This is a genomic window from Shewanella sp. 2_MG-2023, from assembly GCF_030548905.1.
Lineage (GTDB): Bacteria > Pseudomonadota > Gammaproteobacteria > Enterobacterales > Shewanellaceae > Shewanella > Shewanella electrodiphila.
The window spans coordinates 69,949-95,874 of record NZ_JAUOSO010000012.1 but is presented as its reverse complement, the minus strand read 5'-3'; the positions used below and the strand labels follow the sequence as shown (position 1 = coordinate 95,874).

Annotated in this window: 25 protein-coding genes; 14 read left to right on the top strand and 11 right to left on the bottom strand. The window is 38.2% G+C overall.

All coding sequences use genetic code 11. The features are described from left to right. Positions 1-25: 25 nt before the first annotated feature. Positions 26-2,740 carry an acetate--CoA ligase family protein gene (locus Q4600_RS13230; protein ID WP_303516842.1) on the bottom strand — a complete coding sequence of 905 codons (2,715 nt, stop codon included), beginning with the start codon at positions 2,738-2,740 and terminating at the stop codon, positions 26-28. A gap of 21 nt (positions 2,741-2,761) precedes the next feature. Further along, positions 2,762-3,559 (bottom strand): LysR family transcriptional regulator, encoded by a 798-nt coding sequence (locus tag Q4600_RS13225; RefSeq protein WP_303516840.1) that lies wholly within the window; start codon positions 3,557-3,559, stop codon positions 2,762-2,764. Positions 3,560-3,755: 196 nt separating this feature from the next. Here Q4600_RS13225 and Q4600_RS13220 point away from each other — a divergent pair, with 196 nt between their 5' ends. Both Q4600_RS13220 and Q4600_RS13215 read left to right on the top strand, forming a co-directional pair. Beyond that, positions 3,756-4,238: a magnesium transporter gene (locus tag Q4600_RS13220; protein WP_303516838.1), complete on the top strand. Its 483-nt coding sequence runs from the start codon at positions 3,756-3,758 to the stop codon at positions 4,236-4,238. Beyond that, the gene (locus Q4600_RS13215; RefSeq protein WP_248955202.1) at positions 4,239-5,312 is read left to right on the top strand and encodes an HlyD family secretion protein; all 1,074 of its coding nucleotides are present in this window, start codon (positions 4,239-4,241) and stop codon (positions 5,310-5,312) included. 131 nt (positions 5,313-5,443) lie between these two features. On the opposite strand, the gene Q4600_RS13210 is transcribed toward Q4600_RS13215, so the two are convergent. From Q4600_RS13210 to Q4600_RS13190, 5 genes are all read right to left on the bottom strand, one after another. Continuing rightward, complete coding sequence (locus Q4600_RS13210) at positions 5,444-6,133, bottom strand: hypothetical protein (RefSeq protein WP_303516834.1); 690 nt, start codon at positions 6,131-6,133, stop codon at positions 5,444-5,446. A 41-nt stretch (positions 6,134-6,174) separates the two neighbouring features. After that, complete coding sequence (locus tag Q4600_RS13205; RefSeq protein ID WP_102527350.1) at positions 6,175-6,510, bottom strand: 5-carboxymethyl-2-hydroxymuconate Delta-isomerase; 336 nt, start codon at positions 6,508-6,510, stop codon at positions 6,175-6,177. 286 nt (positions 6,511-6,796) lie between these two features. Then, the gene (locus Q4600_RS13200; protein ID WP_303516831.1) at positions 6,797-7,417 is read right to left on the bottom strand and encodes a YgjV family protein; all 621 of its coding nucleotides are present in this window, start codon (positions 7,415-7,417) and stop codon (positions 6,797-6,799) included. Positions 7,418-7,811: 394 nt separating this feature from the next. Beyond that, a complete protein-coding gene (locus Q4600_RS13195; RefSeq protein ID WP_102527349.1) occupies positions 7,812-9,068 on the bottom strand; it encodes a Y-family DNA polymerase in 1,257 nt (418 codons plus the stop codon). Between the two features lie 16 nt (positions 9,069-9,084). Further along, positions 9,085-9,492, bottom strand: a complete 408-nt coding sequence (locus Q4600_RS13190) for a LexA family transcriptional regulator (RefSeq protein ID WP_303516829.1) — start codon at positions 9,490-9,492, stop codon at positions 9,085-9,087. 369 nt (positions 9,493-9,861) lie between these two features. Here Q4600_RS13190 and Q4600_RS13185 point away from each other — a divergent pair, with 369 nt between their 5' ends. Next, on the top strand, positions 9,862-10,266 hold the full coding sequence (locus Q4600_RS13185) for a hypothetical protein (RefSeq protein WP_229368721.1): 405 nt from the start codon (positions 9,862-9,864) through the stop codon (positions 10,264-10,266). 253 nt (positions 10,267-10,519) lie between these two features. Here Q4600_RS13185 and Q4600_RS13180 read toward each other — a convergent pair whose 3' ends face one another. Further along, entirely contained in the window at positions 10,520-12,025 is a 1,506-nt protein-coding gene (locus tag Q4600_RS13180; protein WP_303516827.1) for a DUF1566 domain-containing protein, read from the bottom strand. Between the two features lie 418 nt (positions 12,026-12,443). On the opposite strand from Q4600_RS13180, the gene Q4600_RS13175 reads away from it, so the two are divergent. From Q4600_RS13175 to Q4600_RS13150, 6 genes are all read left to right on the top strand, one after another. Further along, entirely contained in the window at positions 12,444-15,158 is a 2,715-nt protein-coding gene (locus Q4600_RS13175) for a DUF1566 domain-containing protein (protein WP_303516826.1), read from the top strand. 739 nt (positions 15,159-15,897) lie between these two features. Continuing rightward, entirely contained in the window at positions 15,898-16,494 is a 597-nt protein-coding gene (locus Q4600_RS13170) for a hypothetical protein (RefSeq protein ID WP_303516824.1), read from the top strand. A 99-nt stretch (positions 16,495-16,593) separates the two neighbouring features. After that, positions 16,594-16,995, top strand: a complete 402-nt coding sequence (locus Q4600_RS13165) for a hypothetical protein (RefSeq protein WP_303516822.1) — start codon at positions 16,594-16,596, stop codon at positions 16,993-16,995. 66 nt (positions 16,996-17,061) lie between these two features. Further along, a complete protein-coding gene (locus tag Q4600_RS13160) occupies positions 17,062-17,586 on the top strand; it encodes a hypothetical protein (RefSeq protein WP_303516821.1) in 525 nt (174 codons plus the stop codon). A gap of 203 nt (positions 17,587-17,789) precedes the next feature. Beyond that, entirely contained in the window at positions 17,790-18,131 is a 342-nt protein-coding gene (locus Q4600_RS13155) for a cupin domain-containing protein (RefSeq protein ID WP_303516820.1), read from the top strand. 41 nt (positions 18,132-18,172) lie between these two features. After that, the gene (locus Q4600_RS13150; protein ID WP_303516818.1) at positions 18,173-18,673 is read left to right on the top strand and encodes a hypothetical protein; all 501 of its coding nucleotides are present in this window, start codon (positions 18,173-18,175) and stop codon (positions 18,671-18,673) included. On the opposite strand, the gene Q4600_RS13145 is transcribed toward Q4600_RS13150, so the two are convergent. Next, complete coding sequence (locus Q4600_RS13145) at positions 18,670-18,990, bottom strand: glutaredoxin domain-containing protein (protein ID WP_102527338.1); 321 nt, start codon at positions 18,988-18,990, stop codon at positions 18,670-18,672. The two genes, Q4600_RS13150 and Q4600_RS13145, sit on opposite strands and share 4 nt — an antisense overlap. Before the next feature lie 138 nt (positions 18,991-19,128). Then, positions 19,129-19,761 (bottom strand): hypothetical protein, encoded by a 633-nt coding sequence (locus Q4600_RS13140; RefSeq protein ID WP_303516815.1) that lies wholly within the window; start codon positions 19,759-19,761, stop codon positions 19,129-19,131. Between the two features lie 540 nt (positions 19,762-20,301). On the opposite strand from Q4600_RS13140, the gene Q4600_RS13135 reads away from it, so the two are divergent. Further along, positions 20,302-21,420, top strand: coding sequence for an acyltransferase (locus tag Q4600_RS13135; RefSeq protein ID WP_303516813.1), 1,119 nt, complete (start codon positions 20,302-20,304; stop codon positions 21,418-21,420). A 205-nt stretch (positions 21,421-21,625) separates the two neighbouring features. On the opposite strand, the gene Q4600_RS13130 is transcribed toward Q4600_RS13135, so the two are convergent. Beyond that, positions 21,626-22,606 carry a hypothetical protein gene (locus tag Q4600_RS13130; protein ID WP_303516811.1) on the bottom strand — a complete coding sequence of 327 codons (981 nt, stop codon included), beginning with the start codon at positions 22,604-22,606 and terminating at the stop codon, positions 21,626-21,628. A 294-nt stretch (positions 22,607-22,900) separates the two neighbouring features. Here Q4600_RS13130 and Q4600_RS13125 point away from each other — a divergent pair, with 294 nt between their 5' ends. From Q4600_RS13125 to Q4600_RS13110, 4 genes are all read left to right on the top strand, one after another. Beyond that, positions 22,901-23,647: a hypothetical protein gene (locus Q4600_RS13125; RefSeq protein WP_303516809.1), complete on the top strand. Its 747-nt coding sequence runs from the start codon at positions 22,901-22,903 to the stop codon at positions 23,645-23,647. Positions 23,648-23,757: 110 nt separating this feature from the next. Beyond that, positions 23,758-24,471: a pseudouridine synthase gene (locus tag Q4600_RS13120; protein WP_303516807.1), complete on the top strand. Its 714-nt coding sequence runs from the start codon at positions 23,758-23,760 to the stop codon at positions 24,469-24,471. A gap of 144 nt (positions 24,472-24,615) precedes the next feature. Beyond that, positions 24,616-24,924: a YkgJ family cysteine cluster protein gene (locus tag Q4600_RS13115; RefSeq protein ID WP_303516805.1), complete on the top strand. Its 309-nt coding sequence runs from the start codon at positions 24,616-24,618 to the stop codon at positions 24,922-24,924. A gap of 41 nt (positions 24,925-24,965) precedes the next feature. Then, on the top strand, positions 24,966-25,514 hold the full coding sequence (locus Q4600_RS13110) for a hypothetical protein (protein ID WP_303516803.1): 549 nt from the start codon (positions 24,966-24,968) through the stop codon (positions 25,512-25,514). The last annotated feature ends 412 nt before the right edge of the window (positions 25,515-25,926 follow it).

The following is a 25,926-nucleotide window of genomic DNA, read 5'->3' as shown; positions in this document are numbered from 1 at the left end:
TAAACATTTATTATCACAGGGTCATTTACTCTTGGTTTGATGTAGATGAAGTAGGCATGTCCATGTGCATTTTGATCAAATGCTCCTCCATATCAAATGAGACTGCAAAACCAAGATTCTTTGCAAGATTTGCCATACTGCGGTTTTCAAACATGGTGAAGCCTGCAAGTACCGGAGTATCGGTAGTTTTATAGTAATCGACTAACTTTTCTAACAATAATTTTCCTAGACCAATCCCTTGGTAATCTCCACGTACAGCCATAGCAAATTCAGCTTCGGTATTATCAGGATCAGTTGATGCCCTAACAGCGCCAAGGGTGATTGATTCACCATTATCGTCCTCTGCGGTAGCGATGAATGCCATTTCGCGGGCGTAATCAATTTGGGTTAATACTGCCATTTCTTCATGGGTCATACGAGAGCGCACACCAAAATAGCGCTTGTATCTGTCTTCATCACTAAGTGAATTATCAAAGGCTAAATGCTTAGGTTCGTCTTCTGGTAAAATAGGTCTAAGCATGACTTTTAAGCCATTTTTCAAGATGGCTGTTTGTTCTAACTCTTTTGGATAAGGCATAATGGCCAAGCGCGTTTTAGGGTCGATATCGGCTTGGTTCAGTTTCATATTCACATCAAGTAAAGTGATCGTCTTGCCAGCTGCCAGAACGGGATTTAAATCCAATGATGCAATTTCGGGGCAATCAATTATAAGATGCGATATTTGCGTCAGCATGACACACAAGGCATTCATGTCTAAACCTAAAGGCAAATGTCTGTCTCTAAGCTTATTCGCTTTTAGAGCTTGAATGACCATGTATCGTGCTAGTGTCATGTTCAAAGGTGGTAGGGCAACTGACGCATCACGGGTAGGATCCCACTCAGAACCTCCTTCACCCAAACAAATAGCTGGACCAAACACAGGGTCATTAATAACAGAAACTCGTACTTCCTGCGCTCCTGCTGTTAAGGCCATTTTTTGCACTATCATGCCGTCAATCTTGGCATCTGGATTAATCTCTTTAACGCGACTTATTATTGAATGTGCCGCTTGTCGGACTTCATCATCGTTGGTTAGATTAAGCATGACGCCATGAGCATCTGACTTATACATTAAATCTGGTGACTGTACTTTAAGCGCAACAGGATATCCAAGTTCGTTGGCAAGCTTAATGGCTTCATCTGCCGTTTTAGCAAAACAAGTTTGAATGGTATTCAGGCCATAAGCTTTTAAAATGTCGCTGGTTTCATGGGTTTCTAAAATGAAACGTTGCTCATTTTGCGCCTTTTGCAGCAGCTTTCTCGCACTGTTTGCATCAGCAGGGATATTATCAGGAATAGATTGCGGTACTTCTTGAAGCAACCTTTGGTTACGTCGATATTCAACCATGTGCATGAAGGCTTTCACTGCGCCTTCAGGCGTTCGATAAGTTGGGATCACCGCTTTATTAAACAGTTTTCTTGCCTGGTAAGCTGAGTTTTCACCGCTCCAGTTGGTTAAGATATTCAGTCGATTTCGATTAGGGTGATCTTTAATTGCAGCAATTAAACTATTGGCAATTTCGTCACTTTCTTCTAATGCTGAAGGGGAATGCAATACTAAGATGGCATCCATTTCCTGGCTGTCCATCAAGATATTTAATGCCTTGGTATATCGTTCGCTATTGGCATCACCGACAATATCGATTGGGTTTTGGCCAGACCATGTTGTTGGCAAGATTTCATTGAGTTTTTTAATGGTGTCTTCTGATAGTTGAGCTAATTTACCGCCTTTTATTATGAGCTCATCAGCAGCGAGTACCGCAGGGCCGCCGCCATTACTTATAATGGCAACACGTTCACCTTTAAGAGGGGTTGAATGGGCTAAACTTTCAACTGCAGCAAACAGCTCTATTAAATCATTAACACGTAGCATACCAGCACGTTTAAATGCCGCTTCATAAACCGCATCATTTCCGCCTTTACCACCAGTATGTAGCATGGCGGCTGCGATGCCTTCTTGGCTACGGCCTGATTTAATCACAAAGATGGGTTTATTACGCGCTGCTGCTCGGGCTGCGGACAGGAAATGGCGTTTTTCATTGATAGAATCGATATAAAGCATAATGGCGCTGGTGCTGCTATCTCTACCGAGATAATCCAGCAACTCATCAAAATCAATATCTGATGCATCCCCTAGGGATATAAATGATGAAAAGCCGATGTCTTTATTATTGGCCCAATCGAGCACCGTAGTACAAATAGCTGCGGATTGAGACACAAATGCGATTTTGCCTTTCTTGGCACTGCTATGGGCTAAGCTGGCATTAAGACCAATAGGTGGAATTATCATACCTAGGCTGTTTGAGCCTAAAATACGCATGCCAAAACGTTTAGCGTGCTGCTGAGTTAAACTGAGTAAACTCACGCCATTGTCATCATATTCATTGGCCATGCCCGATGCCATGATAATGACTACCTTACAACCAAATTGCGCTAAGGTTTCTACAATACTGGGGACTCGACTTGCTCGAGTACAGATGATGGCTAAGTCAGGTTTGATGGGCAGAGATTCAATATTAGGGTAGGCCAATACGCCCATCACGGCGTCGTATTTAGGCGTCACCGGCATGATAGGGCCTGAAAATCCGCTACCCAGTAAGTTCTTCATTAATACGCGACCAGCGCGCTTTTCTTTATTTGATGCACCAATGACGGCAATAGACTTTGGTTTAAATAAAGCGTGAATACTTCTCTGACTCATAATGCCTCACTTTCGAGTGGACTAACTATTAGCGATAGATTGCAACATGACTTTTTGACATAACTCAGATAACCATGAAATTTTTGCTTCATGACGACGCGCAGCACTGCAGATGACAGCTAAATCGACAGCAATCGCTTTATGGCTATCATCTGACTCTAGCTTAAATTGATAAGAGTAATTATCGGCAAGTAATTGGCTTTGCACACTATAATTATCAACAATAATGGTTGGGTTGAGTTTCACGTCTATGGCGCGATACAGCTCAACATACTCATTTAGGTCTTCAATAATCAGCTTAATAAACTCGCCATTTTTATTGCCCACTAATGAGCCATAACCTGAAGCAATTTTCTTCTGGTATAGCTGTTGTGGTCGCTCTCTTAAGGTTTGTATTCCAATATCAATTGAGCCATCAATTAAGCCGTCATTACTTGTTTTACGCCATTGTCTTAACTCAATTACTGCTGAGGTCTCTGCTCTAATTGCATCAATGAGATCTTTTCCCATCATGACCATTAGTGGTTCGCCTAAATGAACCGTAATATATTGCAGGTTTTTAGGATCAAAATACTCAGGTTCTAAAGCCAGGTTGATTTGTTCTATAGAACTTTGTATTTTAGGGGCAATCTTGTCAGCGTAGCTGGTTGGCTGAAGACCATTTGCGGTGCGTATGAATAAGGGATCGCTTAATTCTTCACGTAATTGCGCCAACACTTTTGACACAAAAGATTGTGATCTTCCGAGTTGTTTAGCCGCTCTTTGGGTCGAGCCTGCTCTATATAGGGTAATGAACACATTAAGTGCATTAAGATCCATAATATACCGATAATTTAGAACACGTTAACTTCATATTACACCATCTATTCCACAAACACATTATCGAACAAAGTAAATAAGCCATTTGGAATATCGGTTATTCCGTTATTACTGTGAGTCATTGCTAGTATTCAGCTCATATACAGCGAGACATTGTTACTCTCGCTGTTACATATCTCATGCTTTTAGGATCTTTATGACTGAATTACCTGATATCGACACGGTACAACCATCGTTGAGCAATAAGTTATCTTTCTATGTGCGAAAAATGACCACATTTATTTTATCGTTATCGGTTATCGGACTATTAAGTTATGGCTTCTCATTACTCACTCAAATACACGGTAAGCAATTACCTGAAGGCTACTTTGTTAATGGTTACCCCAGCATTTTAGCCCTGTTAGATTCTGAATTTTTTATGGGCTTTGTGTTTGTGGTCACCATTGGCATTATTTGTTATACGCTGCTGCTATTTTGGCGCCTGCATGAAGTTGCTGTTCATAAGGCTGAGGCCATGTCGAGCGCCCATACACAAATTGTGTTTGCCTTATCATTATGTGGCTTATTCATCGATAAAACCTGGTGGGTTTTAGCCATCATTATTGCTTTCGGTCGCTGGGATGTATTAGCTAACAGACTTTCTAGCATCATTAGTAACGGCTTAAAAGGAGACAAGTAAATGAAAGAGATTATGCTCCCATATGTACTCATTATATGGCTCCTAGTAAAACTCGGTGTTATCAAATGGAACCTTGCTAATGCGGTTCGTTCTGTTGGTTTAGGTATTTTTATCGCATTTATGCTTTTTACCGCACACCGTTTTTGGTCTCCAGCCGATTTAACCGATAGTTCAACGATTAAAGCACCTCACGCGGTGTTAAGCCCTTTATTTGGTCAAGAGATTGAAGAAATCTATGTGACTCATAACCAACAGGTAAAAAAAGGCGATTTAATCTATAAACTGGTATCAGTAGACAGCGAACAAGAAATAGATTCTCTTGAAGCGCAAAAAGCGGCAGAGCTTGCTAAAAAAGAAGCATTAAAACTTAGAATGCATTCGTTAACGGTAACGTTAAATAATGATAAGCGTAATTTTGAGCGTGTTATCAATTTAGGTGAACATGCCAGTGAAATGACCCGTGACGATCTTGACGCTAAAATCGAATCCACAGTGGCTGAAATCGCTTCTGTCAAAGCTGAGCTTGAAACCCATCGCGCGCAGTTACGTTCGTTCGATGCGCAGATTAGTTCTGCTAAATGGAATGACGATCGCCGTGAGATCAGAGCGCAATTTGATGGCCAGTTATCAATAACCAATGTTGCAGTCGGTAGTCGTATTGGTAACATGCATCTTTATGATACTTCTAAAAAGTTTTTAGAAATGCGTATTGCTGATCAAACGTATCGCTATATTAAACCTGGTCAATTTGCAGAGTTTTATGTTGATGCATTTCCTGGTGAGATTTTTCGTGGACGTGTTCACAGTGTCACTACGGGGACGGGCGAGTCGTTAATCAGCCCAATGGCAGGAACCCAACATGTTAGACAGCACGTGGGTAACAACAACAGCAGTCACGGCCGTACAGTGATTATCGAGTTTGAAGAGCCGGAAGGTTATATCATACCAATTGGTGCTACAGGTTCAGGCTGGATCTCGGCGGATAAACCAGCTGACTTTTTAGGGTTTATGGATATTATTGGTGGCGCAACCATCAGGCTTAAGGCATTAAAAGCCTATCTTAATGCTCTATAAGTTGGGTTTAAGTGCGATTTATAAGTGCTTGCACCTAGTCTAGTTATAAGCTCAGCTTAATTAGTGTCTGCAACATGTTATTTTTAAAGGGAGCTTCGGCTCCCTTTTTTATTCACTCGCATCTTATTTGATCAAATCCTTACGCCACTAGCAAAGCTGCAACCAGGGAAAGACGTATATTGGTTTAAAGGCTTAAATTCGATAATGCTAACTTCACTGATTTTATCGGTTTCAATTGTCTGCTCTATTTCAAAATAAAACCACCATTGCCTGTTTAATGAGGTTAACTCTATATAGGGATAACTCCTCATTTTCCAGCTGCCTTTCAGATGATCTGAGTGTGTGACTGCCTTACTGGTATATGATAATTCATAAGTATTATCTTCGTTAAGCTCCAGAGCCACTAACGTATCGCAATTTCTGCTTTGGTATTCGTTAGCCAGATCTCGTGTGGTGACTTTATCTTTAGGCTTAACGCCATCAGGCAGCAAAAATAAACCCACATTATCTTTGCTATACCAGTGATTTCCAGACTTTAGCATTTCAACGTTAGGAATTACCCAGCCATTATCAGAGAGGGAACCAATAAGTCCTTGAAGGTGAGTTTCATCCTTTATAAAGGGGGAATATAAGATGGTTGATTGATTTACCGTATCAGGGAAAGCGTGGGTATTGGTTGTCACTTTATAGTTAGCTTGTTCCAGCGTCGTGGTGACTTTCTCAATCTCAGCCTCTGATAAATAGCGCGTATATAAATGTACTTCAGTAGCTGAACAGCCAGCAAGCATCACAGTCACGATAACGAGTTTCCATATTTTCACTTCATTGTATCCTTACAAATTAGTTTATGTCGTTATTTTGTCTACACAACGACTTTGGCGTAGCTTTCTCTGTCTATATCATCAACTTCTACCGAAATAGAACAATCCTTTATTGATAAGGCCTTCAATTGCGCGAGTACTAATTGAGTGAGTTTTGATTTTTGCTCAACATCACGCCCAGAAAGGATCTTCAAGGTAACGTGGATAAAATTAATATCAACTGCACCGGTTTGGTAATGTGAGTAAGCGATGGCCCTTACCTTGATATCACTGCCTTCTGGGTCAAATAAGTTTGAAGTTAACGCACCTCGGTGAACTAACGGTACGAGCAGATTTCCATCAATTTCTGTCGAGTGCTCAATAATACAATGTGGCATTTATAACTCCTGTATCCCTGTTAAAGTCGTGAATAAAACTGTTTTCTATGATTCATTTAAGCTTTTGATCCAACTTAATTGATCATCACACTGGCTGCTTAACTATGGCTGATTACAATACGCATTAATTAGCTGCTTTAAAAGTAGCGATATGATTTTAAAGATAAGAGTTGGAGATAGGGGAGTGCTGGGCTTTTGTACTGAGTTTAAGTATCGAATTTATGTATCGAGCTGTAATGGTGGATGTCTGCGTAAGTTAAGCATTTACACTCAATCCACTCTCTATCTATTTTACCAGCTCAACATAGTCATTATTCGCTTCGATACTATTCATTCCGATGCTATTCGCTTCGATACTATTCGCTTCGATATAGGATTTGCTTTGTAAATACTGCTGAATCAGGCCTTGAGATAAAATAATCATCGTCATTACTTGATAGAGTATTCCTGACCATGACATCAAATATATTGATAGAATAAGGTTCAGTGTGTTACTGGCTATCATAGCGAGTCTTAACTGGCTGCCTGCAAAGTAAAATAAGCTAACACTCATGACGACAGCAGCCATGACTGCACACCATTCACTCCAATGTTCAGCCCACATTAAACCCTGTAGTATCGCAACACCGCTAAAAAGCATAGTCAGGAATAAAGGGGACAAGTTAATTGAGTCATCCTTACTGATGCTTTGACAACAACGAAAGCGAATAACATTTACTAGTTGATTCGCCATGCCTAAAAAACTGCCTAATAGACCTAAATGAACAGCAGTAAGTATTGCAGCTACCATATTGCCATGAATAAATTTGCAGTCTTGCTGTTGACTATTTGCCCACCAACCTATGGCCATTGAGACAAATCCAATTGCTTGGATAAAAAATAACTGATTTAAAGCAAACTCAGGCACGCACAGTAATCCGATAAAAATTTGAAGGTGCGTATTGTCTATATTTTCGCCGCTAAAACAATGATCCAGTCGAGGTTTATTCAATTATGCTGATATTAGCTTGTAAAAGCCCACACATGTGTAATTCACGTTATTATGTCGTTATATTTTTGTGTTGTTTAGGCGCTGTTTTTGTTGCTGCGCACAAGTTGTTTAGCGGTATAAAATGGGCAATATAAGGTCAATACACTGCTTATTGAGTGGCAGCTTATGAGTCACGTTGATTAAGTGACTGTTGATTAAATGACTGTAGGTTGAATGATTGTAGATTGAATAGATGTGATTGAGCAATTGAAGCTCGAACAACTGCTGCTTGAGCTATTACAGCATTGAATAAATGCACAGGCGCTTTATTTTAACGGCAACTAACCTGAGGAATATCTTGCCAGCTGGTGGTGTATTGCGGTGTCAGTAAGTCGCGGCGCATATGCCATTTTCCGCCAATACCTTGTGCAGCCACAAACACTGAGTCAGTGCCATAACGTTGATTGAGCGTATCACAAACTTGCATTAATGCAGGATCTTTAGGCGGCGTGAACAAATCACCTTGTAAATGTTGTACAGGACATAAGTCCACCAGCCCGACGCCGATTTTATAATAACGGGTAGAGGGGTTAAACAGTTGGCTTCCAATGCTTGTTGCATGACTGATGAGTTCACAACTGTCGTTGGTTGGCGTCGCGCAGCGGTAGTGATACTTAAAACCGCTAGGCTGTTCATCATAGGGGGAGTTTCGGGCAAAAATGAGTAAGCTACTTGCTGCAGAACCTTGTTTGCGTGCTTTCGCTGCCGCAATCCCAGCATGCTTACTTAAGGCTTGTAGTAATGCCTCTTTGTCTGTGATGCGCTCACCGACACTGCGAGTCGAAAAAATTTGCTGCTTATCTGCTCGAGCACTGTCCCAGCCCTTACATTCTTCGCCATTCAATTCACGTACCGTGCGCTCTATTTCAATGCTAAAGCTTTTTCGTGCAAGCCCTGGCTGGAGTTTAGAAAGGGCAAGTGCAGTTTGAATGCCCATTTGTTGTAACCTTTTGCCTATACGAGAACCAATTCCCCATACATCGGTGACCTTCATGCTAGCGAGAATATTTTGTCGTTGCTGAACTGAGTCAATATAACAAACGCCATTATAGCCACTCAGTTTTTTTGCCGCATGGTTTGCCACTTTTGCTAGGGTCAGGGTTTCACCGATACCGACACAAACAGGCAAGCGAGTTTCTTTCCATACTGCGCGGCGTATATGAGCCGCATGGGTCAGCAAGCAAGGAATTGCAGGATAAGTTTGTTTAAATGATAAGAAGGATTCATCAATTGAATATATGTGTTGCTCTGGTGCGAAGCGGCCAATGACGTCCATCATCGCACTAGAAAGCGAACCATATAATTCATAGTTAGAGGAGAGCGCAATTACGCCAAGTTCGTGGCATAAGTCTTTGACTTCAAAGTAAGGGCCAAACTTACCAATGCCTAACGCTTTTGCTTGTCGGTTGGCGGCAACAATACAACCGTCATTATTGGATAACACAACAATAGGGCGACCGCGCCATTCAGGTCTGAAAACCTGTTCAGCGCTACAATAAAATGAATTGGCATCAACCAAGGCGTACATAAGTTAACCGCCCATTCTAATCATTAACTAATAAAGGACTTTGGCGATGGCAACGAATTGAACGGATCACCACGCCCTCAACACTAAAATTGTCGTGCTCTTGGATTAACACGCTATTGTGATGGTCATTGGCCGACAACAGTAATCGGCGCTTGGTATCAATCAGCTTACAGACGAAGTTGCCGTTGTAATTAGCCACGATTACATCATGGTTTTCAACGTTGACGTGACGATCGACAATCAGAATATCTTTATCAAATATGCCTATCTTTTCCATTGAGTCACCACTGGCTTGACCAATGAAGGTGGCACTCGGGTGCTCAATTAACAGTTCATCTAAACTGAGTGGTAGTTGTCGATATTCTGCTGCAGGGGACTCAAACCCGGTGATCCCAGCGCTAGCAAAAATAGGAATAACGTTCATAAATTTCATATCTAAAATAACTGTATATTTATACAGTATTATAGTGCTCCCCGTAAAATTGGCAATCAATTCCGTTTATTTGTATTCGATTTGAACAATCTGTTGGTTATTTATTCGAAGATAGCGTTGAGGCTTCTTAAAAAGAACCATCATGAATTGAACAAGTTAATTGGTTGTTCAGCTTAGGTTTAGCAAAAGTAGGTAAAATAGCTATCAAGTTAGCTAATTCAGTAAAGCGGTATGTAATGTAAAAAATCTTTGGAACTAACTGGCGCAAAAAGGTAACTAATAAATGATGAAAGTCGTTACCTTAGTACAAGTTAACTACATCACTGGCTTACTCGCATCGACGTAAAAGGTATATTAAATATGAAAAAATTAATCATGGTCGCAATGTTTGCTTTCTTTTCTGTGGCAGCAAATGCCAGCTATTCAACGCAGCAGTCAGTTGTAATCCAAATCGATCAAGCTAGGGCGAACATAGAATCAGCCGTGAGCTGTTCTATCATTTATTCCCATACACCAATGGCGACTGAAGCGGATTATTACAAAGGCATGGTTTACGAGAATTACTCAAACCTTGTTGAGCAATTAGTATTAACAGGGCAATCAGAACAACAGGCGAGACAAACGGCAATGGAGCAAGTTGTTTCACAAGCACAACACATGGAAAAATTGTTAAATGATGAAAGAGCAGGTGGTAAGGCGCAATTCACTCAGTTGCTTAAGCAAACCGCAGTTCAAAACCAATGCGTGCATTATGCTAATCTGTAACGCTATCCATCAATAGAAACAAATCATAATATAGGCTTGCCGAAACAGGCATTTGGAAGCAATCACTTAAAAATAGCCGCTTATAAATAGATAGTTGAAATATACAGAACAATAAATCATCGTTATGTGCAAATAATAAGCACATAATGATGACCGGGCATTTAAATCTAAAGCCTCGTGAATATCTCGTGTTAGTAAACAGTTATACTCTCTATTTTACAAAAGCTTAGAATATATACTGCAACATTATGTTCTATTTTGTATTTTTAGGTGGTCCTGTCGGGGCTTCATTAGCCGTGATATAACCATCTTTATTTTTATCAAAATGATTAAATCGTTTTGTACTTGCTTGAAACTCTGATGCCGATACTTTTCCGTCGCCATTTTTATCAAATCGATTAATGAATTTATTATGTGGAGAACTGTTTTTGTTATGGGCCATTTTATGAGTTTTGTTGTCTGAACTTGTACTCATGCTTGTATTTGTAGTATCAACTATCGCCGAAGAGCTATTTGAATATTGATACACTTGTTCAGCTTGGTATTGGTGACTTGCTTCAGTGGCAAGCTCAATATTACCAGCCCTTACGCTACGCACATAGTTATCAACTCGAATGTAATCGCCTTGTGGCCCACGGGACATGGGTTTACCCGTTTTAGGATCACTGCGCTGAGAACCCGCACCGTGAACATCCATTGTATTACCGCGCATTACGCCCAAAGCTTTACCGAAAGCAACATAAACAGCGCCAGATGCAGGCACTGGCCCATCAAGATGAGTGGTGGAGCTCCAATAATAAGGGTAATCTTTATCGCCAGCTTCATTTGTTATTGCTGTTGTTGAGAAAATAGGGTCAATAGCAGCTGAGTGGCTGGTTTCGGGTGAACGACTATAATCCAAAATACTTTGCAATTCTTTTGCATTGGGTAAGCGCCAATCGCTATGGCCTGCTAATGTGAGGTTTTCTGAATACTGCAATGCTTCTTGCCAATTCAGACCATGCTTGCTGTCATCTTGTTGCCAGATTAAGCCTGTGCCTAAATCTGTAATGGTGCCATCATTATTGTCAACGAAATTATTTTTACCATAAGCTTCATTGCCTCTAACGAATCTAAAGTACATTTTATTCGCAGATTTTGTGCGAGGATTATACTTTGGATAACCTTTAATTCGGCCATCAACAAAGTTTACGCCAAAAATCGTCTGATCATTTTTCATTGTCTTGCCAACATATTCAGTACTAGACCATGTTTGAGCATCAATTTCTCGTTCACCAGCTTGAGTATTACCAATGGGTTGACTAAAAAAGTGGGTGTCGATGAAAGGAGTAAGGGCTTTTTGCCCTTTAACGCTGCCTGAAAATTGAATAAGCGAGTAGAGCTCTTTAATCGTAGGGATCCGCCAGTCACCATATCCAGCCAATTTTAAACTGGATATTTTTTGTAATGCCTGCTCATAGGTAAGTTTTTCACCCATTTGTTGTTGCCACATTAAGCCGGTTACATTATCTGTAATCGTGCCATTATTATTGTCTGTATATGATGGAGGATTAGAGCGATAGTTTGCATCCTGGCCATAAAAGCTATTGGCCTTGTCAGGTAATGGCATTGCGGCAGTATTGTTGTAGGATATCCTTTGCCCTGTATCGACAATTGGGTAACTTGTTATATTAAATGATGAATTAGCTAAATCTGTTGCATATGCAGAAGCTGCTAGCAATGAAATAAACACTGAAACTCCAAGAATTCGCTTTTTCATAAAATACCTATTTTTAAAAACCATCTAATAAAACCTATCTTTTGCTAAAGATGTATTAAAAAGCATCAGTTAAAACCTATCTAGTAAACATTATGCATAACAACTTAATGGTAGTTATGTTTTTACTCAGGTTTAATCGAGTCGTGATTAATGCATTATCGCTAATTAAAATAGCAATAATAAAGCCAACAAAAATAAACTTTACTTAACTTTAAATACGTTTCATGAGTATTTTATCTATCGATTTTAACTGGATGTTTGTAGCACTAGGTTGGCGATACATTAGGCTTAGCAGAGCTACAATTTATGCGGTTGACATGTTAACAGTATAATTTACTTAGCTTTACATGTTACTCATTATTGTTTACATGCGTATGTGTATAATTTAATTACAATAACTCAGAAAATAAGTATAAAGATGCATAGTAAAGTTAGAGTAATAAATCTGTCACTTGTGATGATATTTTTTTCATTCTCTCTTATTGGCTGTGGTTCAGGAGATTCTGATTCTGCCGCTGTAGAATTACCAAATAACACGATTCCTATTGCGAACCCTGGCGATGATCAAATGGTAATGACTGGTGAGTTGGTTACCCTTGATGCAAGTGCTAGTACAGATCCAGATGGTGACACGTTAACCTACAACTGGATCATCACTTCTGCCCCTAGCGGCATCGTAAGTTTATCTGATGTGTCGAGTTCAACACCCAATTTTATAGCTGATACCGATGGTGATTATGTTATTTCACTTACAGTCAACGATGGCACTGATAATAGTGAGGCTGCTACGGTCATTATAAGCAGTTCATCCACCAGTGCAGAAAACACTTATACCATAGTAGATACCAATCAAATCATTTGTTATGACTCATCAACAGGCCAAGCTGAAACATGTGAAGGCAGCGGCTACGATGCTGATATTTCGGGAAATCAACCGAGTTATACACTCAGTAATGATGGCACAACCGTTACCGATAATGTGACTGGCTTAATTTGGTTACAAAGCACCGATATTAATGCAGACGGCCTGGTAAATTACGATGACAAATTATATCAAAATGAAGCCGTTGAATATTGCGAAGCGCTCGATTTTGCAGACCGAGAAGACTGGCGTTTGCCCAGCGTAAAAGAAGCATATTCACTTATTCTATTCAGTGGTAAAGATGCGAGTAACTATCAAGGTACAGATACATCAACGCTTGTCCCTTTTATCGATCCTGTTTTTGATTGGGCATTTGGGGATTTAAATTCCGAGAATGATCGCATCATTGATGGTCAATATGCATCAACCACACTTTATGTCAGCAACACGATGTTTGGCGACCCAACCATGTTTGGTGTTAACTATGTTGACGGAAGAATTAAAGGCTACCCGACAGATACAAAAGAATATTATGTTCGCTGTGTTACAGGTAATACAGACTATGGTGTTAATCAATTTGTTGATAATAACAATAAAACAGTGAGTGATAATGCAACAGGCTTAATGTGGCAGCAAACCGACACTGACTCGAACAATTGGGATGATGCTGTACAACAGTGCCAAACAGCTACAACAGCAAGCCAAACTGATTGGCGTCTGCCTAATGCAAAAGAACTACAAAGTATTGTTGATTACACTGTTTCGCCAGATACCCACAACCAAGCAGCTATAAACAGCATATTTAATAGTACCTCGTTTGTGAATGAAGAAGGTGTTATTGATTGGGGCTACTACTGGGCGTCAACGACACACGTTGATAACGACGGTGACGGCAGTAATGCAGTCTACGTGTCATTTGGTCGAGCTTTAGGTTACATGCAAAGTACGATTTTAGATGTTCATGGCGCAGGCTCACAACGAAGTAACGATAAACTTGATGTTGCTAGTGAACCTGGCGCAACATCAGCACAAGGAACAGACGGGGTGTTTTATTATAAAGGGCCTCAGGGTGATATCTTACGGAGTAATAATAAAGTCCGTTGTGTTCGAGATATCGAATCCAATAGCACTGATACCCAGCAGTTCACTTTATTCTCACCTTTAAAATCTACCGAAACTTACCTTATAAATGAACTTGGTGAAACTGTTCATAGTTGGCAAAGTGATTACCGCCCTGGATTATCAGTCTACCTTTTAGAAGATGGCACGTTATTACGCACTGGTACTAGCGATAATATCGATCCTGTTTTTGCTGACATGGCGGGCGGTACAGGTGGGATTATCGAAATACTGGATTGGGACAGTAATCCAGTATGGAGTACTAGTCTGTCAACTGATCAATATTTAAGTCATCACGATGTAGAAGTGTTACCCAATGGCAATATCCTTGCCATAGTTTGGGAAGCAAAAACTGCAGAGGAAGCCCTAGCACTAGGGCGAACACAAGTCGCTGATGATTCACTATGGGCTGGTGCGGTATATGAAATCTGCCGTGCTAGTAGCAGTAATCCTTGTATTGATGGAGATACAGTCTGGCGTTGGAGTGTTTGGGATCATATCGTGCAAAATGTTGATGAAGAAATTAGCGATACTTTTGTTTCAGACATAGCGGCGCACAGTGACAAAATTAACCTTAATTACTTTAATGGTGCCGGCGCTTCAGACTGGACCCATATTAATTCGGTAGATTACAACGTGGATACAGATCAAATTTTGTTAAGCGTGCATAACTTTAATGAATACTGGATTGTAAACCATCAAGATTCAACTCAAGGAATCGTTTCACGTATTGGTAATCCTGCTGCATATGAGAGTACAGGTGAACAAACATTGTTTGTACAGCATGACGCACAATGGATTGATGAAGGGCTTGCTGGGGCAGGCAATATCTTAGTCTTCAATAATGGGACTAACAGACCCGAAGGCGATTATTCATCAGTCGATGAGTTTTGTTCAGCAGAAAATGATTGTACTGAAGGTGAAATGCTCAGCAGTTATAGCGAAGGTGTGACTGGTGAGTTTTATGCATCGCGAATTTCAGGTGCACAAAGATTAACCAATGGTAATACGCTCGTTTGTGAAGGGACAGAAGGCCGTTTATTTGAGTACGACAACAACTTCAATATTACGTGGGAATATAACGTAGGCTCAGAAGTGTTCAGAGCAGTAAGATATGAATCAAGCTATGAAGGTTTAAGTCAATTAAACTAATTACACTGTCAATGACGCTTGCAATTTGCTCTTTATAAAAGCTCTTGGTGCAATCTTAAAGACAGCTTTAAAAAATTCTAATAACTAATAAATAATAACTAACAACAACCTATATTGTTTTCATATAGCAGAGGCTTAAGTTTAACAGGCTTGAATACGTGATTATGTCGATATAGGCAAGGGTAGTCACAGTCACTTACTTCTACAACATGGAACAGACGGAGTATTAAATTTGTCTGTCTCCATCATGTAAACAGCTTTACCTAACTCGCCATTGTAAAATAATGTACTAAAAGAGAAGCAGCACAAAATATTCATTAACACACTCAATCTCTCATTAGCTTTAATGCCTGTGTATTCACGCAGGTATCATTTATTTCTTTAAATTTGCGCCATTTTATTTCTCGTTATGTAATCAATAAAATTCTCGGTTTTAGATTATGAGGACTTAACGTATTGATATGTAGCGTAATTTAAGAACTCTGCGGATTTTTTATCGAGAATAAAGATTCTCGTTAAAATTTATTCTCTGTTTTATCTACCCAAAAGGATAATTGTTTCAAGGTTACTAAGCTGATAACTTGCTAAAAATATTGATAATTTAGGCATGTTAGCGATATATATTGCGTTGAATAGCTAAGGATGTTTTTCGGAATTATGCTAATAAGCCTGTTAGTCGGCATGCTAATTTAAGTTCCGCATGTATTAGTTTTAAATAATTGAATATAAGGGAATTATAATGCAAGTTACATATAGGAAAGCGGAAGAACAATATCAAATAAGAGAAAGAATGTTTAATAAAATGAAAATACTTAAAATCATAACTTTAATGTTTATAACTGTAGCCATTGTTATTGTCCTTTCTTATGAAAAAATTATAACCAGTGTATTGTTGCCTCAGTATATAGACTGGGCATATGAGGTAGATCGAAAAGGGCAGGAAATAGGCGTCTCCTTAGATAAAAAAGAGTTGTTGCTCGCGGCTGAAATTGGAATCGTACATCCAGAAAAAGTAAGAATTGTTTATGTTAATGAAGTACCTTTCCCTTATGAAAACTTCGCATTAAAGGTTTTTGGTGAAGCGGTTGGGATTGTTGGTGAAGGAATAATAAACAATGCTCAAGTCTTCGGTTATTCAATATACGCTCGTAAAGACTTTGAGTTAAATAGGACGAGACTAGCTCATGAATTGGTTCATGTACTACAAATAGAAAGAGCCAGCTTAGATGAAGTAGTAAGCCAACATTTTTCCGATATGTCGAAATACGAATACGATAAAGCACCGTTAGAAATGGAAGCATTTGAAGCTAATAAAAAATACAGTGAAAACTGGTAGCCAAAATAATTTTTTGGGAAATTAAACAAAAAATAGTAACCAGCAAGCATCTGCTCCATATGTGAAGTGTTATTAGTTCTGTTTTATAACGGGGATTAAATGAATAAGTTAAAAACTTCAAGGGTAATAATAGCTATACCATTTTTTATTATTGGTACTGGTTCTGTCGTCAGTGCTTTCTGGCTTGTTATTGGCAGACTGTTGGAAGGAATGATGTGGAAAGAAGATGATAGTTTTGTTATTGGTGCGATGGTCGTGTTAATACTATTTGGAAGCTCTTTTATAAGCTTTGGAAAAGATGCCTTATATAAGGGGCATTCTGAAAGGTCTAAACGCTTAATAGGACCAACTATTTTCTATGCAATTGGTGTAATTATTTTAATTCCAGGAGTATGGTCATTCTTTGCAGGATCTCAACAAGCACTAATGATATCACTGCTTGGCATAGCTTCAATTATCTATGGTCTTCGTTTGTCACATAAAGTAAAAAAAGAAAAGTAAAAATTATCTCAAACGAGGTTTAACAGCAATCAAACACAGACCAAGTTGTTTAAAAGGAGTATCACAATGAAGATTGGCGTTTCACTAGCAATTCTATTACTTACTTTTTCTAATTCAGTTCTCGCTGATTGTAAATCTGAACTTGCTGATAGACTCGAAGCAGATTTGAATTTAACTTATCAGAAATTTGATCAAACAAATGATTCAGGTTTTAGGTTGTTAGAAGCGTCAGGTTGTTATGCTGAAGCAGCAAGTTTAATTAAAACCTTCATCAAACATAATAATTCAAAAGAGAATGCTTTAATCTGGCACCTTGCTCAAATGGAGGGCTTTGCTGGTAATTATGAACAAGCAATCACACACGCAAAAAGCGTTTTAATAGACAATGAAGACTTATCTAAGTTTCCAATGCATTGGAATGACTTTGTGTTGGGGAATATAGCTTTTTGGTCGAAAGATGAACAGAGCTTAAAAAAGCATATCGATAATATTCAGATAAACTCCGGATTTAAACCAAATAAAATAAATTTAAAATACCTAAGTAAGTTGCTTGTTAACTTCGATAGCAGTTATAAAGAAGCCCTTTTGTAATGTAATGCAGAAAGTTATTAAAATAGCTTAAAAACAGCTGGTTAGGTTTCATCCCTCTGAACTTTGGAGCCAACTATTTTTAGCCTCTTAATGTGGCATAAGGTTTTACCCAGACTTGTTTATAATTATATTTTGTGAAAAAACCATAATAATTTTCCGATTATTGCTCCGTTTAACGTAGCGTTTTATTTTAAGGAGCACGCATGACCGTCATTAGTCATCAATTAGCTGAACAATATACTTGGGGCAATCAATGTGATGGTTGGCACCTTGTAAAATCAGATAGCTTAAGTGTAATCCAGGAAAGAGTTCCTGCGGGTTGTGCCGAGTCTCGCCATTTCCATGTTAAAGCTGAGCAATTCTTTTTTATATTATCCGGTATTGCAACCATGGAACTTGAGGGGGAAACTTTTAGGTTATCCCCAAATGAGGGGATACATATTCCTGCAGGTTCAAGACATCAACTGAGCAACCAACACGATCTTGATTTAGTCTTTACAGTCACTTCGACGCCACCGAGTCATGGTGACCGAATTGAAATATAATGAGGCTAGGTATCAGTGCAGGTGTAGGTTGGAAGGTTATAATGAAAAACTTGAATGACATTGTGACTCTTTATCATAAAGAGCTGCGCAAAGGCGATATATTAGTTGCGTATAACGAGTTGGTGAAATTTGTAATGAACACCAGAACGGAACTAGTAAAAGATTTAGAACACCAATACTCTTTTACAAAAATTCGCCATGGCTACATGGATTTCACATATTTTTATTACACCAATGATTTTTTAAAGCGTAAAAATTTAAAATTCACTCTTGTGTTAAATCACTTAGAAATGAGATTCGAGGTTTGGCTTTTAGGAAATACTATTCCAGTTCAAAAAGAATACTGGAACTGGTTAAAATCAACAAAGTGGAATAAAAATAACAGTGAAATGCCTCAATATTCAATTATTGAGGCTGTAATAATCAATAAACCAGATTTTAATAACCTAAAATTACTATCCGAAAATATTCAGAAGAATATGATTCAAGTAACGGATGAAATCATAGAGTTATTGCAAGTACAAGCATCTAGCAAGGCTTAATGCAATGAAGCAACAATCTTACGAGGTTGAAACCCACGGATAATCACGCCATTGACTTGTAAGAGGGGAATCGCTTGCCCACCTAATGCTTCATAGCGCTCATTAGCATCATAAGACTTTTCAATATCATAATCAGCAAACGCGATGTTATTGTCATTAAAGAACTGACGTGCATTCTTGCAGTAACCGCACCAGTCCGTTGAGTACATCACCACGACATTGTCGGCTGCAAAAGTGGGCTTGTTCGTGTTATTGGTTATGGCATCCCAATTTTGATATAACGCATAAAGAACGATTAAAACGAATAACTTTTTCAATTTACACCTTCCGTGGAGTAATGAGTGGTTTAGAGAAATAACTTAGCGTCATTGAATCTGAAAATAAGTTATTATCAATTTTTATGTTAAATTTAATTCGATGAGTTTTTATTTACTCAGATGAATGAGTTGAGTTCATTATTGTAAAAACTTGTACTTATCATCAATCACACATTGCTCAATTGGCATGGGATTATTATCACGATTCACAATCCAGCATTCGTCGTAAATAGAGCAGTAGCAAAGCTCTATTGAAATTAAATTATCCGCTTTTAAAATATCATCAACTTTATTACCTTTGTACAGCACTGGCGTGATCGTCTTTTGCGCAGATAACACCGTTTTTCCTATGTGAGATTGCGTAACCTCTTCGAATACATTGATATCTCTCCATTGGGATAGATATTTTTTATCGTGTGTTACCTTAGCGTACTTGATGACCGCTGGTCCTGTACCATTGTTAGAAACAATATATCTAAATGAATCGTAACCATAGCCTCTAGCTATTTCAACACTGGGCCAAACTGAAGCTCTAGCGTATGCGCGATCGATTGCTGCCGAATAAATCGAGGTAAAAGTGGTCACAATGCCAATGACTAATGCAGAAAAAGCAACAATCATTTCAGGATTCTGATACCAAGGTTTTTTAGCCAATTGTTGAACGATGAGGTTGTCAATTTGCTGTTCTCTGGTAGCTAACTTTTGCGCAGTCTCTGTTTGGTTGATTACTTGATCATTTACTTGAGAATTTGGCGGGATACCACTTTCCATGTTGGGAAATCCTATTGTGCATAATTGAATATTTTATGGCTCGATGCTACCTATATTAATAGGTTGTGACAAGTGTGTCTTGGTAAATTTAACCTAACTAAATGACGCAGAATTAGTTAAAAGTACAATTAAATCAGATGGGTGACAGTATTCAATATGGCAGTAATAAAGATGACAGTGTTAAGGGTGACAGTGTTCAAATTCGGCTGAGATACATTGTCTCATTGTGGAAGTTTATCATTGAGCCTTTAAGGTATTTGAGAAAAATAGCTGAAATTAATAATAACTAGGCAACATAATAAAATTTCATACTAGTGTTTTACCAGCATTAATTTCCACCATATTACCCCTCAAGTCGCATTAGCTGATCATCCCTGAATCCTTAAAACAGAAGCCCTGATGAACGGAATAATGTTGTTAGCTCACTGATAAAAAATAAATAGGGGTATAAAAGAAATTACCTGCAATCGTATGTAATTGAATATTATTAGTACAGTCGCTAGCTTAGTAAGTTAAGGGATTGCTAATTAAGATAAAAACATGCCAAAGCTATACAGAATATTCAACCAACTAGCACTTAATAAACACAGCCAAACTAAGACAAGCTTTAATCTGCCTCTACATTTGTTTAGAGGTTTAGCCATTATTGCAATTGTTGGCGCACATGCTTGGTCATTTATGATTTTTTGGACAGGGTCGTTAGACTCGATAGGACTTAAGGTTCTTTTTTCGATAACTGAAATGTTGTTTCATGGCTCAACGCTTTATTTTGCACTTATCTCCGGAATGCTATTTAGCATGGTATTAGCAAAACGCTCCTGGAAACAGTTTTATGAAAAAAAGTTATTACATGTAATTTTACCCTATATTGCAGTATCGTTATTTTACTTTTCGTTTTATGGGGGGTGGCAAAGCGAAATGCCTCAAAATGAATTTTTCATCAGTTTGTTGTTAGGAAAAGCGTCAATTCATTTGTGGTATATCCCCGTGTTAATGGTGCTATATCTATTAACGCCATTGTTATGGCAATTGGTTAGCAATCCTCAATATAAATGGCTTACATTGACCATTATGCTGATACCTTTGGTCATTTCACGTAGTCCATTTCCTGACTTTATTAAGTTACAAACGTTTTTTTATTTTGCTGGAGCCTACGCAACAGGCTTATTCTTCGGCTGTCATTTCAAGCGAATTTTAGATTTGATTAATCTACACATCAAAAGCTTATTATTGTTATTAGTGGTGTTAAGTGTAGCGATTGTCGCTAGTTATTTTTTCGACTTTTACGATACTGGTTGGTTTTCTGTTAGGCAGTCATTAATCTATTTGCAAAAATTGATTATTACAGGTGTTGTGTTAGTTGGGTTGTATTTAGCAACAGAAAAACCTAAATCTGCAAAGACACCAAAGCAAATCTCATTCTTATCGTTGGTGACTGTGTTAGGTGATATGGCGTTTTCAGTTTATTTTTTACATGTATTTTTTATGGGCTGGATTATTTATGTAGCTCAAAATTGGCTAATAACTGACAGAAATACATTCGAAATAGGTTTATATGGGCTCGCTAGTTTAGTTGGCTCTATTTTGGCAAGTGTCTTACTTACACTCATATTTCAAAAAATATTCTCAAATAGCTCGAGAAAATTGATCGGTGCATGACCTAGGTAGCTGAGCAGATAGTATGAAATTATCACAGATTCGAAACACTAAAGTGTTAAGGATATAGTCGCTTTTTTACAATAGAACCTATCTGAGATAGGGGCTTGAAACTCAACGTTGGAATGTGCCTGATGAATTCATTAACGGTACCACAAGGAGCATCATTTCACTCCTTGTGGGTATGATTAAAAATAACCTAAGCGTATTATTTTACTGTGTATCTTAATAATACTTCGTTATCGAGTACTACATTCGTTGACCAAATAAAACTGGCGCCAGCACCGCTAAATTTATCAATAAAGTTCATATACGCTTTTTTATTGTTTACACCAATTTCATCTTCTGTGTATAGCGTTGCTTGTGGCCACAAACTTGAATCAAACTCTTTAGTCATCCAGTTATTCGGTGTCTGCCAATGAACAGCAAAAGCATCTTGTCCTTCATCAGTCCCTAGTGTACTGCATGTAATGGACATACGTTTACCTTTAGATTCTGTTAAACAAGTCAAATCATAAATAGGCGAGGTATAAAAAGTTTGCGCTTGCCAATCTTCATTAGTGACAGTGCCGTCACTAAAACTTGCTATAAAACCGCCATCACCAGGGTGATAAGCTTTACCTCGATTCTTTTCTGTTCCCAATCCCAGATTTTCTTCCCAATCAATGACTTTAATTGCAATCGTATAGGGTGTACGGACTTTAAATTTAACCAGACTTGAATTAAATGGCGTAAAAGGAACGGTATCAACTGCGATCATTTTGCCGTTGATATATAGCTCAAAATAATTGTCAGCAAAAATATAGCCAGTAATTTCTTCCCCATCAGGGTCAACAACAACGAGTGGCACATCAGCTTGATTGACATCAGCAATACTGCTGTGAGTGATGCCTGCACATTGCTCATATAAATCGATTGCTTTTGGAGCTGTAGTAAAGTGGTTTGTAGCAGGAACAGTCCATACTTTACCTTTTGAATCGGAAATTTCTCCAATACCAGCCATGCGACTGCGCCCGCTTTTACAGTCAAAAATATTCGGTTCAATTGTTTTAGCTAAGCCTTGGGTAATACTTCCTGAGCCTTTGTATTGACTGAGACCACTTAAAGAAGCTGCAGATAAATTAACACTTACCATAGCTAATAAAGATATTGATGAAAGTGTAGTTATTTTAAGGGGATTAAAGGTCATGTAACTTATCCTTGTTAATCATCATTCTGTTTATAGATTAGTCTTAAACTGTAAATACAACAAAACATCTTATTATGAGAGATTAGATTCTCTGTATTAAAAGGTAGCAGGACATATTACCTAATTGCTATTTAGGGTAAATAATCTGTAAAAATAGGTACATTCTGTTTAAATTTTTCGTTAGCACATCTGTAATCTCCCCACTTTTTGCTAAACCATAAAATTAAAGCTACTGATTTTAATTATTTTTTGACACAATAACATTTATAAGTGTGCTATCTAATGAGAATCTAAATGAAACAATTGATCGTTTTTGGTGTGTTATGTGTCAGTGTTAGTGGCTGTGATTTACTCGATGATATTATTCACCCTAAACCCATTGTTCCTGACGCTAAGATAGATTCGGGTTTTAAAGATCAGGCACGCCAATTAGGCTTGTCTGATGCGGTCATTAATCGTTTATGTGTGGCCACTAAAAAAATCGACACCCATTGCATTAATACAGTCAATGACAACGACGTCCGAGAAGTGAAAATTGAATATTCAATGGAACAAGCGGTTATCAATAAAGATAATGCCCGTAGCTATAATAATAGCCGTGTTGTATTTCATTTAGCGACCGATGACTCTGCATCAAAAGTGTATTTTGAGAATACTCGCCAATATATTCAAAGCGATGGTTATAGCTATACATGGTCTGAGCCTGAAGGTTACGAAACCACATCACTTTCATTAGCAAGTGATAGTGATAATCCTGTTTTATTGACTAATGTAAGTGAGATTGAAGAAGTCTCAGCTGAAGAGTTATATGAAACCACATATTCTGAATTATCAAATGACGACTATACATTAGTTGCTGGTGCTGAAGTAATGGATGACATTACGACGGTTCTGTTTCCATCATTAACCTATATGTTAACCTTAGATGAATCGTTAGAACCTATTGATAATAGCTTTGCTATTTACACCGGTGGTCACAGTAATATCTTAGGTAACTTTGCGCCGGTTATTGCTGATGCCATAGAAGAAGTTTGGTTCTAACTTTATCTGCTAATCAGTAAATCATTTCAGTATTAAAACGGCTTCAGGGCCGTTTTTTGTTTGGGTGTTAAGTGTAAAATACTCGTCAATATAAGTGATTAGATAAATAAATGAGATTAGACAAATTTGTAATGCGCAGCACTCGATTAACGAAGCAACAAGTAACCACTTGTATTGAATCTGGTGAAGTCACTGTTAATCAACAAGTCATAACAGATGTTCGTTACCAAGTGCATGAAAATAATTATATTGAATATCAAGGTAAGCAGTTAGTCCCAAGGCCTTTTAGGTATTTAATGTTTAATAAGCCGGTAGATACAATATGCTCAAATGTAGATGGAGATTATCCTTCGATTTTACATTATCTTGAAATTGAGAATAAGGATGAGCTTCATATTGCTGGCCGATTAGACGCCGACACAACAGGTTTAGTGCTTATCACTGATGATGGGCGCTGGTCTTTTAATATCATGAGACCAGAAATGCAATGTGAGAAAACATATCGAGTCACATTAGCAAAAGCCTTAATACTAGGCGTAGCTGAAAGATTTGCTGAAGGCTTGCTGTTACAGGGGGAATCTAAACCCACGTTACCCGCTAAGCTTGAACACATTGAAACAGATCCAAGCCATGAACCTGCTGCACATCAAGTTTTATTGACTATTTCTGAAGGACGCTACCACCAAGTCAAAAGAATGTTCTTTGCTGTAGGGAATAAAGTAAAACAGTTACACCGCGAAAAGATTGGAAACTTAACGGTAGATATTCCTACTGGAACATGGCGATATTTAACAATAGATGAGGTTAAGTCACTGACTTATTAATTTATTGGTTAATTAATTCTGCAAATTTCACGCTATTCAGTCATTAAGTTATGTATAAGTACGGGGCTAAGGTATCATCTGCCCTAGATAACACACTTAGCTTATTTGTTTAAAATACAGCTATACGCTACAGCAACGGCTGATATGAAAATAGAAATCACTGAAATTTTAAGTATAGATAGTACAGATATCGATCCCAATATAACCTGTACTGGTTGTAAAGCGTGTTGTTGTAAATTAGAAGTGATTTTAATCTCAGAGACGGGCGTACCCATAGAGTATATCGGTGAAGATCAATGGGGCGGTGAAGTGATGAAACGCCTAGACGATGGTTGGTGTATTGCTGTTGATAGAGAAACCCTAATGTGTACGATTTATGAGAATCGACCATGGGTGTGTCGTGAGTTTGAAATGGGTTCATACGAGTGTGTAGAAGAAAGACAAAAAATGTAACAACTTAATTTAGATACTTTGAACAAAGGATTTGTCAGTAAATGAATGGAATGCAATTTTTTATTGAGTTATTAGATAAGCTCGCTTGGCCGCTAGTTTTTATTTTTAGTGTCGTCACACTTCAAAAGCCATTGTCAGCGTTAATTCCATTAGCCAAAAAGTTTAAATTCAAAGATTTTGAAGTGGAATTTGGCCAAGATTTAAAAGCGGTATCTAAAAAAGCCGAAGGAGCATTTCCTGAACTGGAAATTGACAAGAAATCTGTTTTAATCGCATCAGTCGACAATTTACCTAGCTCGTCAATTTTACAAGCTTGGAGTGAAGTAGATAAAGCCGCAGAAAACCTTATCAGCACCAAACTACCGAATGTCATTTTAGATTCTAATACACGCTATAAAGACATTGAAGAGACGCTAGTCACTGAACAAATCATTGATACCAAAAAAGCAAAATTATTCAGCGAACTACGTGTTCTTCGAAATAAAGTTGCCCATGCAAAAGGGTATGAAGTTGGCAAAGTAGAAGCTGTTCAGTACATAGAATTATGTTTTGTATTGGTCGATCATTTAAACCAACTTAAGCAAGCTTAGGCATTTAGATGCCATATCAAATGATCTCCCAAGTTAAATATAAGCTTGATATCTAACCTTGTTTTGGCAATGAAATCAGCTTGTGAATTGACTTTATTAAATAGTGGATCGCAAGCCCCAATAGTTATCTATTCCAATAGCGATAGACTATTAAACCACTAGCTAAAATATAAAGGAAACCTTCATCGTTTTTGTTGGCAACTTTCACCGAGTAAGCGCTAGGAAAAATAGTCCCCCAGTTATCAATTAATCGCCATCCTTATTGTAAATTACGACAGGATTAATAGGGTAGTCGTTAAACATCATGATGTTATCTTGGCTATTAACTGCGAGTGCATGACAGTTTTTACATGGTAATGGCTGATGTATAGCTTTCCCCTGTACAGTCAAGTTAATAAGTTAATTTGCCAAT

Coding starts and splice junctions, on each gene's coding strand:
- Q4600_RS13230 (WP_303516842.1), bottom strand. CDS start 2,740: ATGAGTCAGAGAAGTATTCACGCTTTATTTAAACCAAAGTCTATTGCC.
- Q4600_RS13225 (WP_303516840.1), bottom strand. CDS start 3,559: ATGGATCTTAATGCACTTAATGTGTTCATTACCCTATATAGAGCAGGC.
- Q4600_RS13220 (WP_303516838.1), top strand. CDS start 3,756: ATGACTGAATTACCTGATATCGACACGGTACAACCATCGTTGAGCAAT.
- Q4600_RS13215 (WP_248955202.1), top strand. CDS start 4,239: ATGAAAGAGATTATGCTCCCATATGTACTCATTATATGGCTCCTAGTA.
- Q4600_RS13205 (WP_102527350.1), bottom strand. CDS start 6,510: ATGCCACATTGTATTATTGAGCACTCGACAGAAATTGATGGAAATCTG.
- Q4600_RS13195 (WP_102527349.1), bottom strand. CDS start 9,068: ATGTACGCCTTGGTTGATGCCAATTCATTTTATTGTAGCGCTGAACAG.
- Q4600_RS13190 (WP_303516829.1), bottom strand. CDS start 9,492: ATGAACGTTATTCCTATTTTTGCTAGCGCTGGGATCACCGGGTTTGAG.
- Q4600_RS13185 (WP_229368721.1), top strand. CDS start 9,862: ATGAAAAAATTAATCATGGTCGCAATGTTTGCTTTCTTTTCTGTGGCA.
- Q4600_RS13180 (WP_303516827.1), bottom strand. CDS start 12,025: ATGAAAAAGCGAATTCTTGGAGTTTCAGTGTTTATTTCATTGCTAGCA.
- Q4600_RS13175 (WP_303516826.1), top strand. CDS start 12,444: ATGCATAGTAAAGTTAGAGTAATAAATCTGTCACTTGTGATGATATTT.
- Q4600_RS13170 (WP_303516824.1), top strand. CDS start 15,898: ATGCAAGTTACATATAGGAAAGCGGAAGAACAATATCAAATAAGAGAA.
- Q4600_RS13165 (WP_303516822.1), top strand. CDS start 16,594: ATGAATAAGTTAAAAACTTCAAGGGTAATAATAGCTATACCATTTTTT.
- Q4600_RS13160 (WP_303516821.1), top strand. CDS start 17,062: ATGAAGATTGGCGTTTCACTAGCAATTCTATTACTTACTTTTTCTAAT.
- Q4600_RS13155 (WP_303516820.1), top strand. CDS start 17,790: ATGACCGTCATTAGTCATCAATTAGCTGAACAATATACTTGGGGCAAT.
- Q4600_RS13150 (WP_303516818.1), top strand. CDS start 18,173: ATGAAAAACTTGAATGACATTGTGACTCTTTATCATAAAGAGCTGCGC.
- Q4600_RS13140 (WP_303516815.1), bottom strand. CDS start 19,761: ATGGAAAGTGGTATCCCGCCAAATTCTCAAGTAAATGATCAAGTAATC.
- Q4600_RS13135 (WP_303516813.1), top strand. CDS start 20,302: ATGCCAAAGCTATACAGAATATTCAACCAACTAGCACTTAATAAACAC.
- Q4600_RS13130 (WP_303516811.1), bottom strand. CDS start 22,606: ATGACCTTTAATCCCCTTAAAATAACTACACTTTCATCAATATCTTTA.
- Q4600_RS13125 (WP_303516809.1), top strand. CDS start 22,901: ATGAAACAATTGATCGTTTTTGGTGTGTTATGTGTCAGTGTTAGTGGC.
- Q4600_RS13120 (WP_303516807.1), top strand. CDS start 23,758: ATGAGATTAGACAAATTTGTAATGCGCAGCACTCGATTAACGAAGCAA.
- Q4600_RS13115 (WP_303516805.1), top strand. CDS start 24,616: ATGAAAATAGAAATCACTGAAATTTTAAGTATAGATAGTACAGATATC.
- Q4600_RS13110 (WP_303516803.1), top strand. CDS start 24,966: ATGAATGGAATGCAATTTTTTATTGAGTTATTAGATAAGCTCGCTTGG.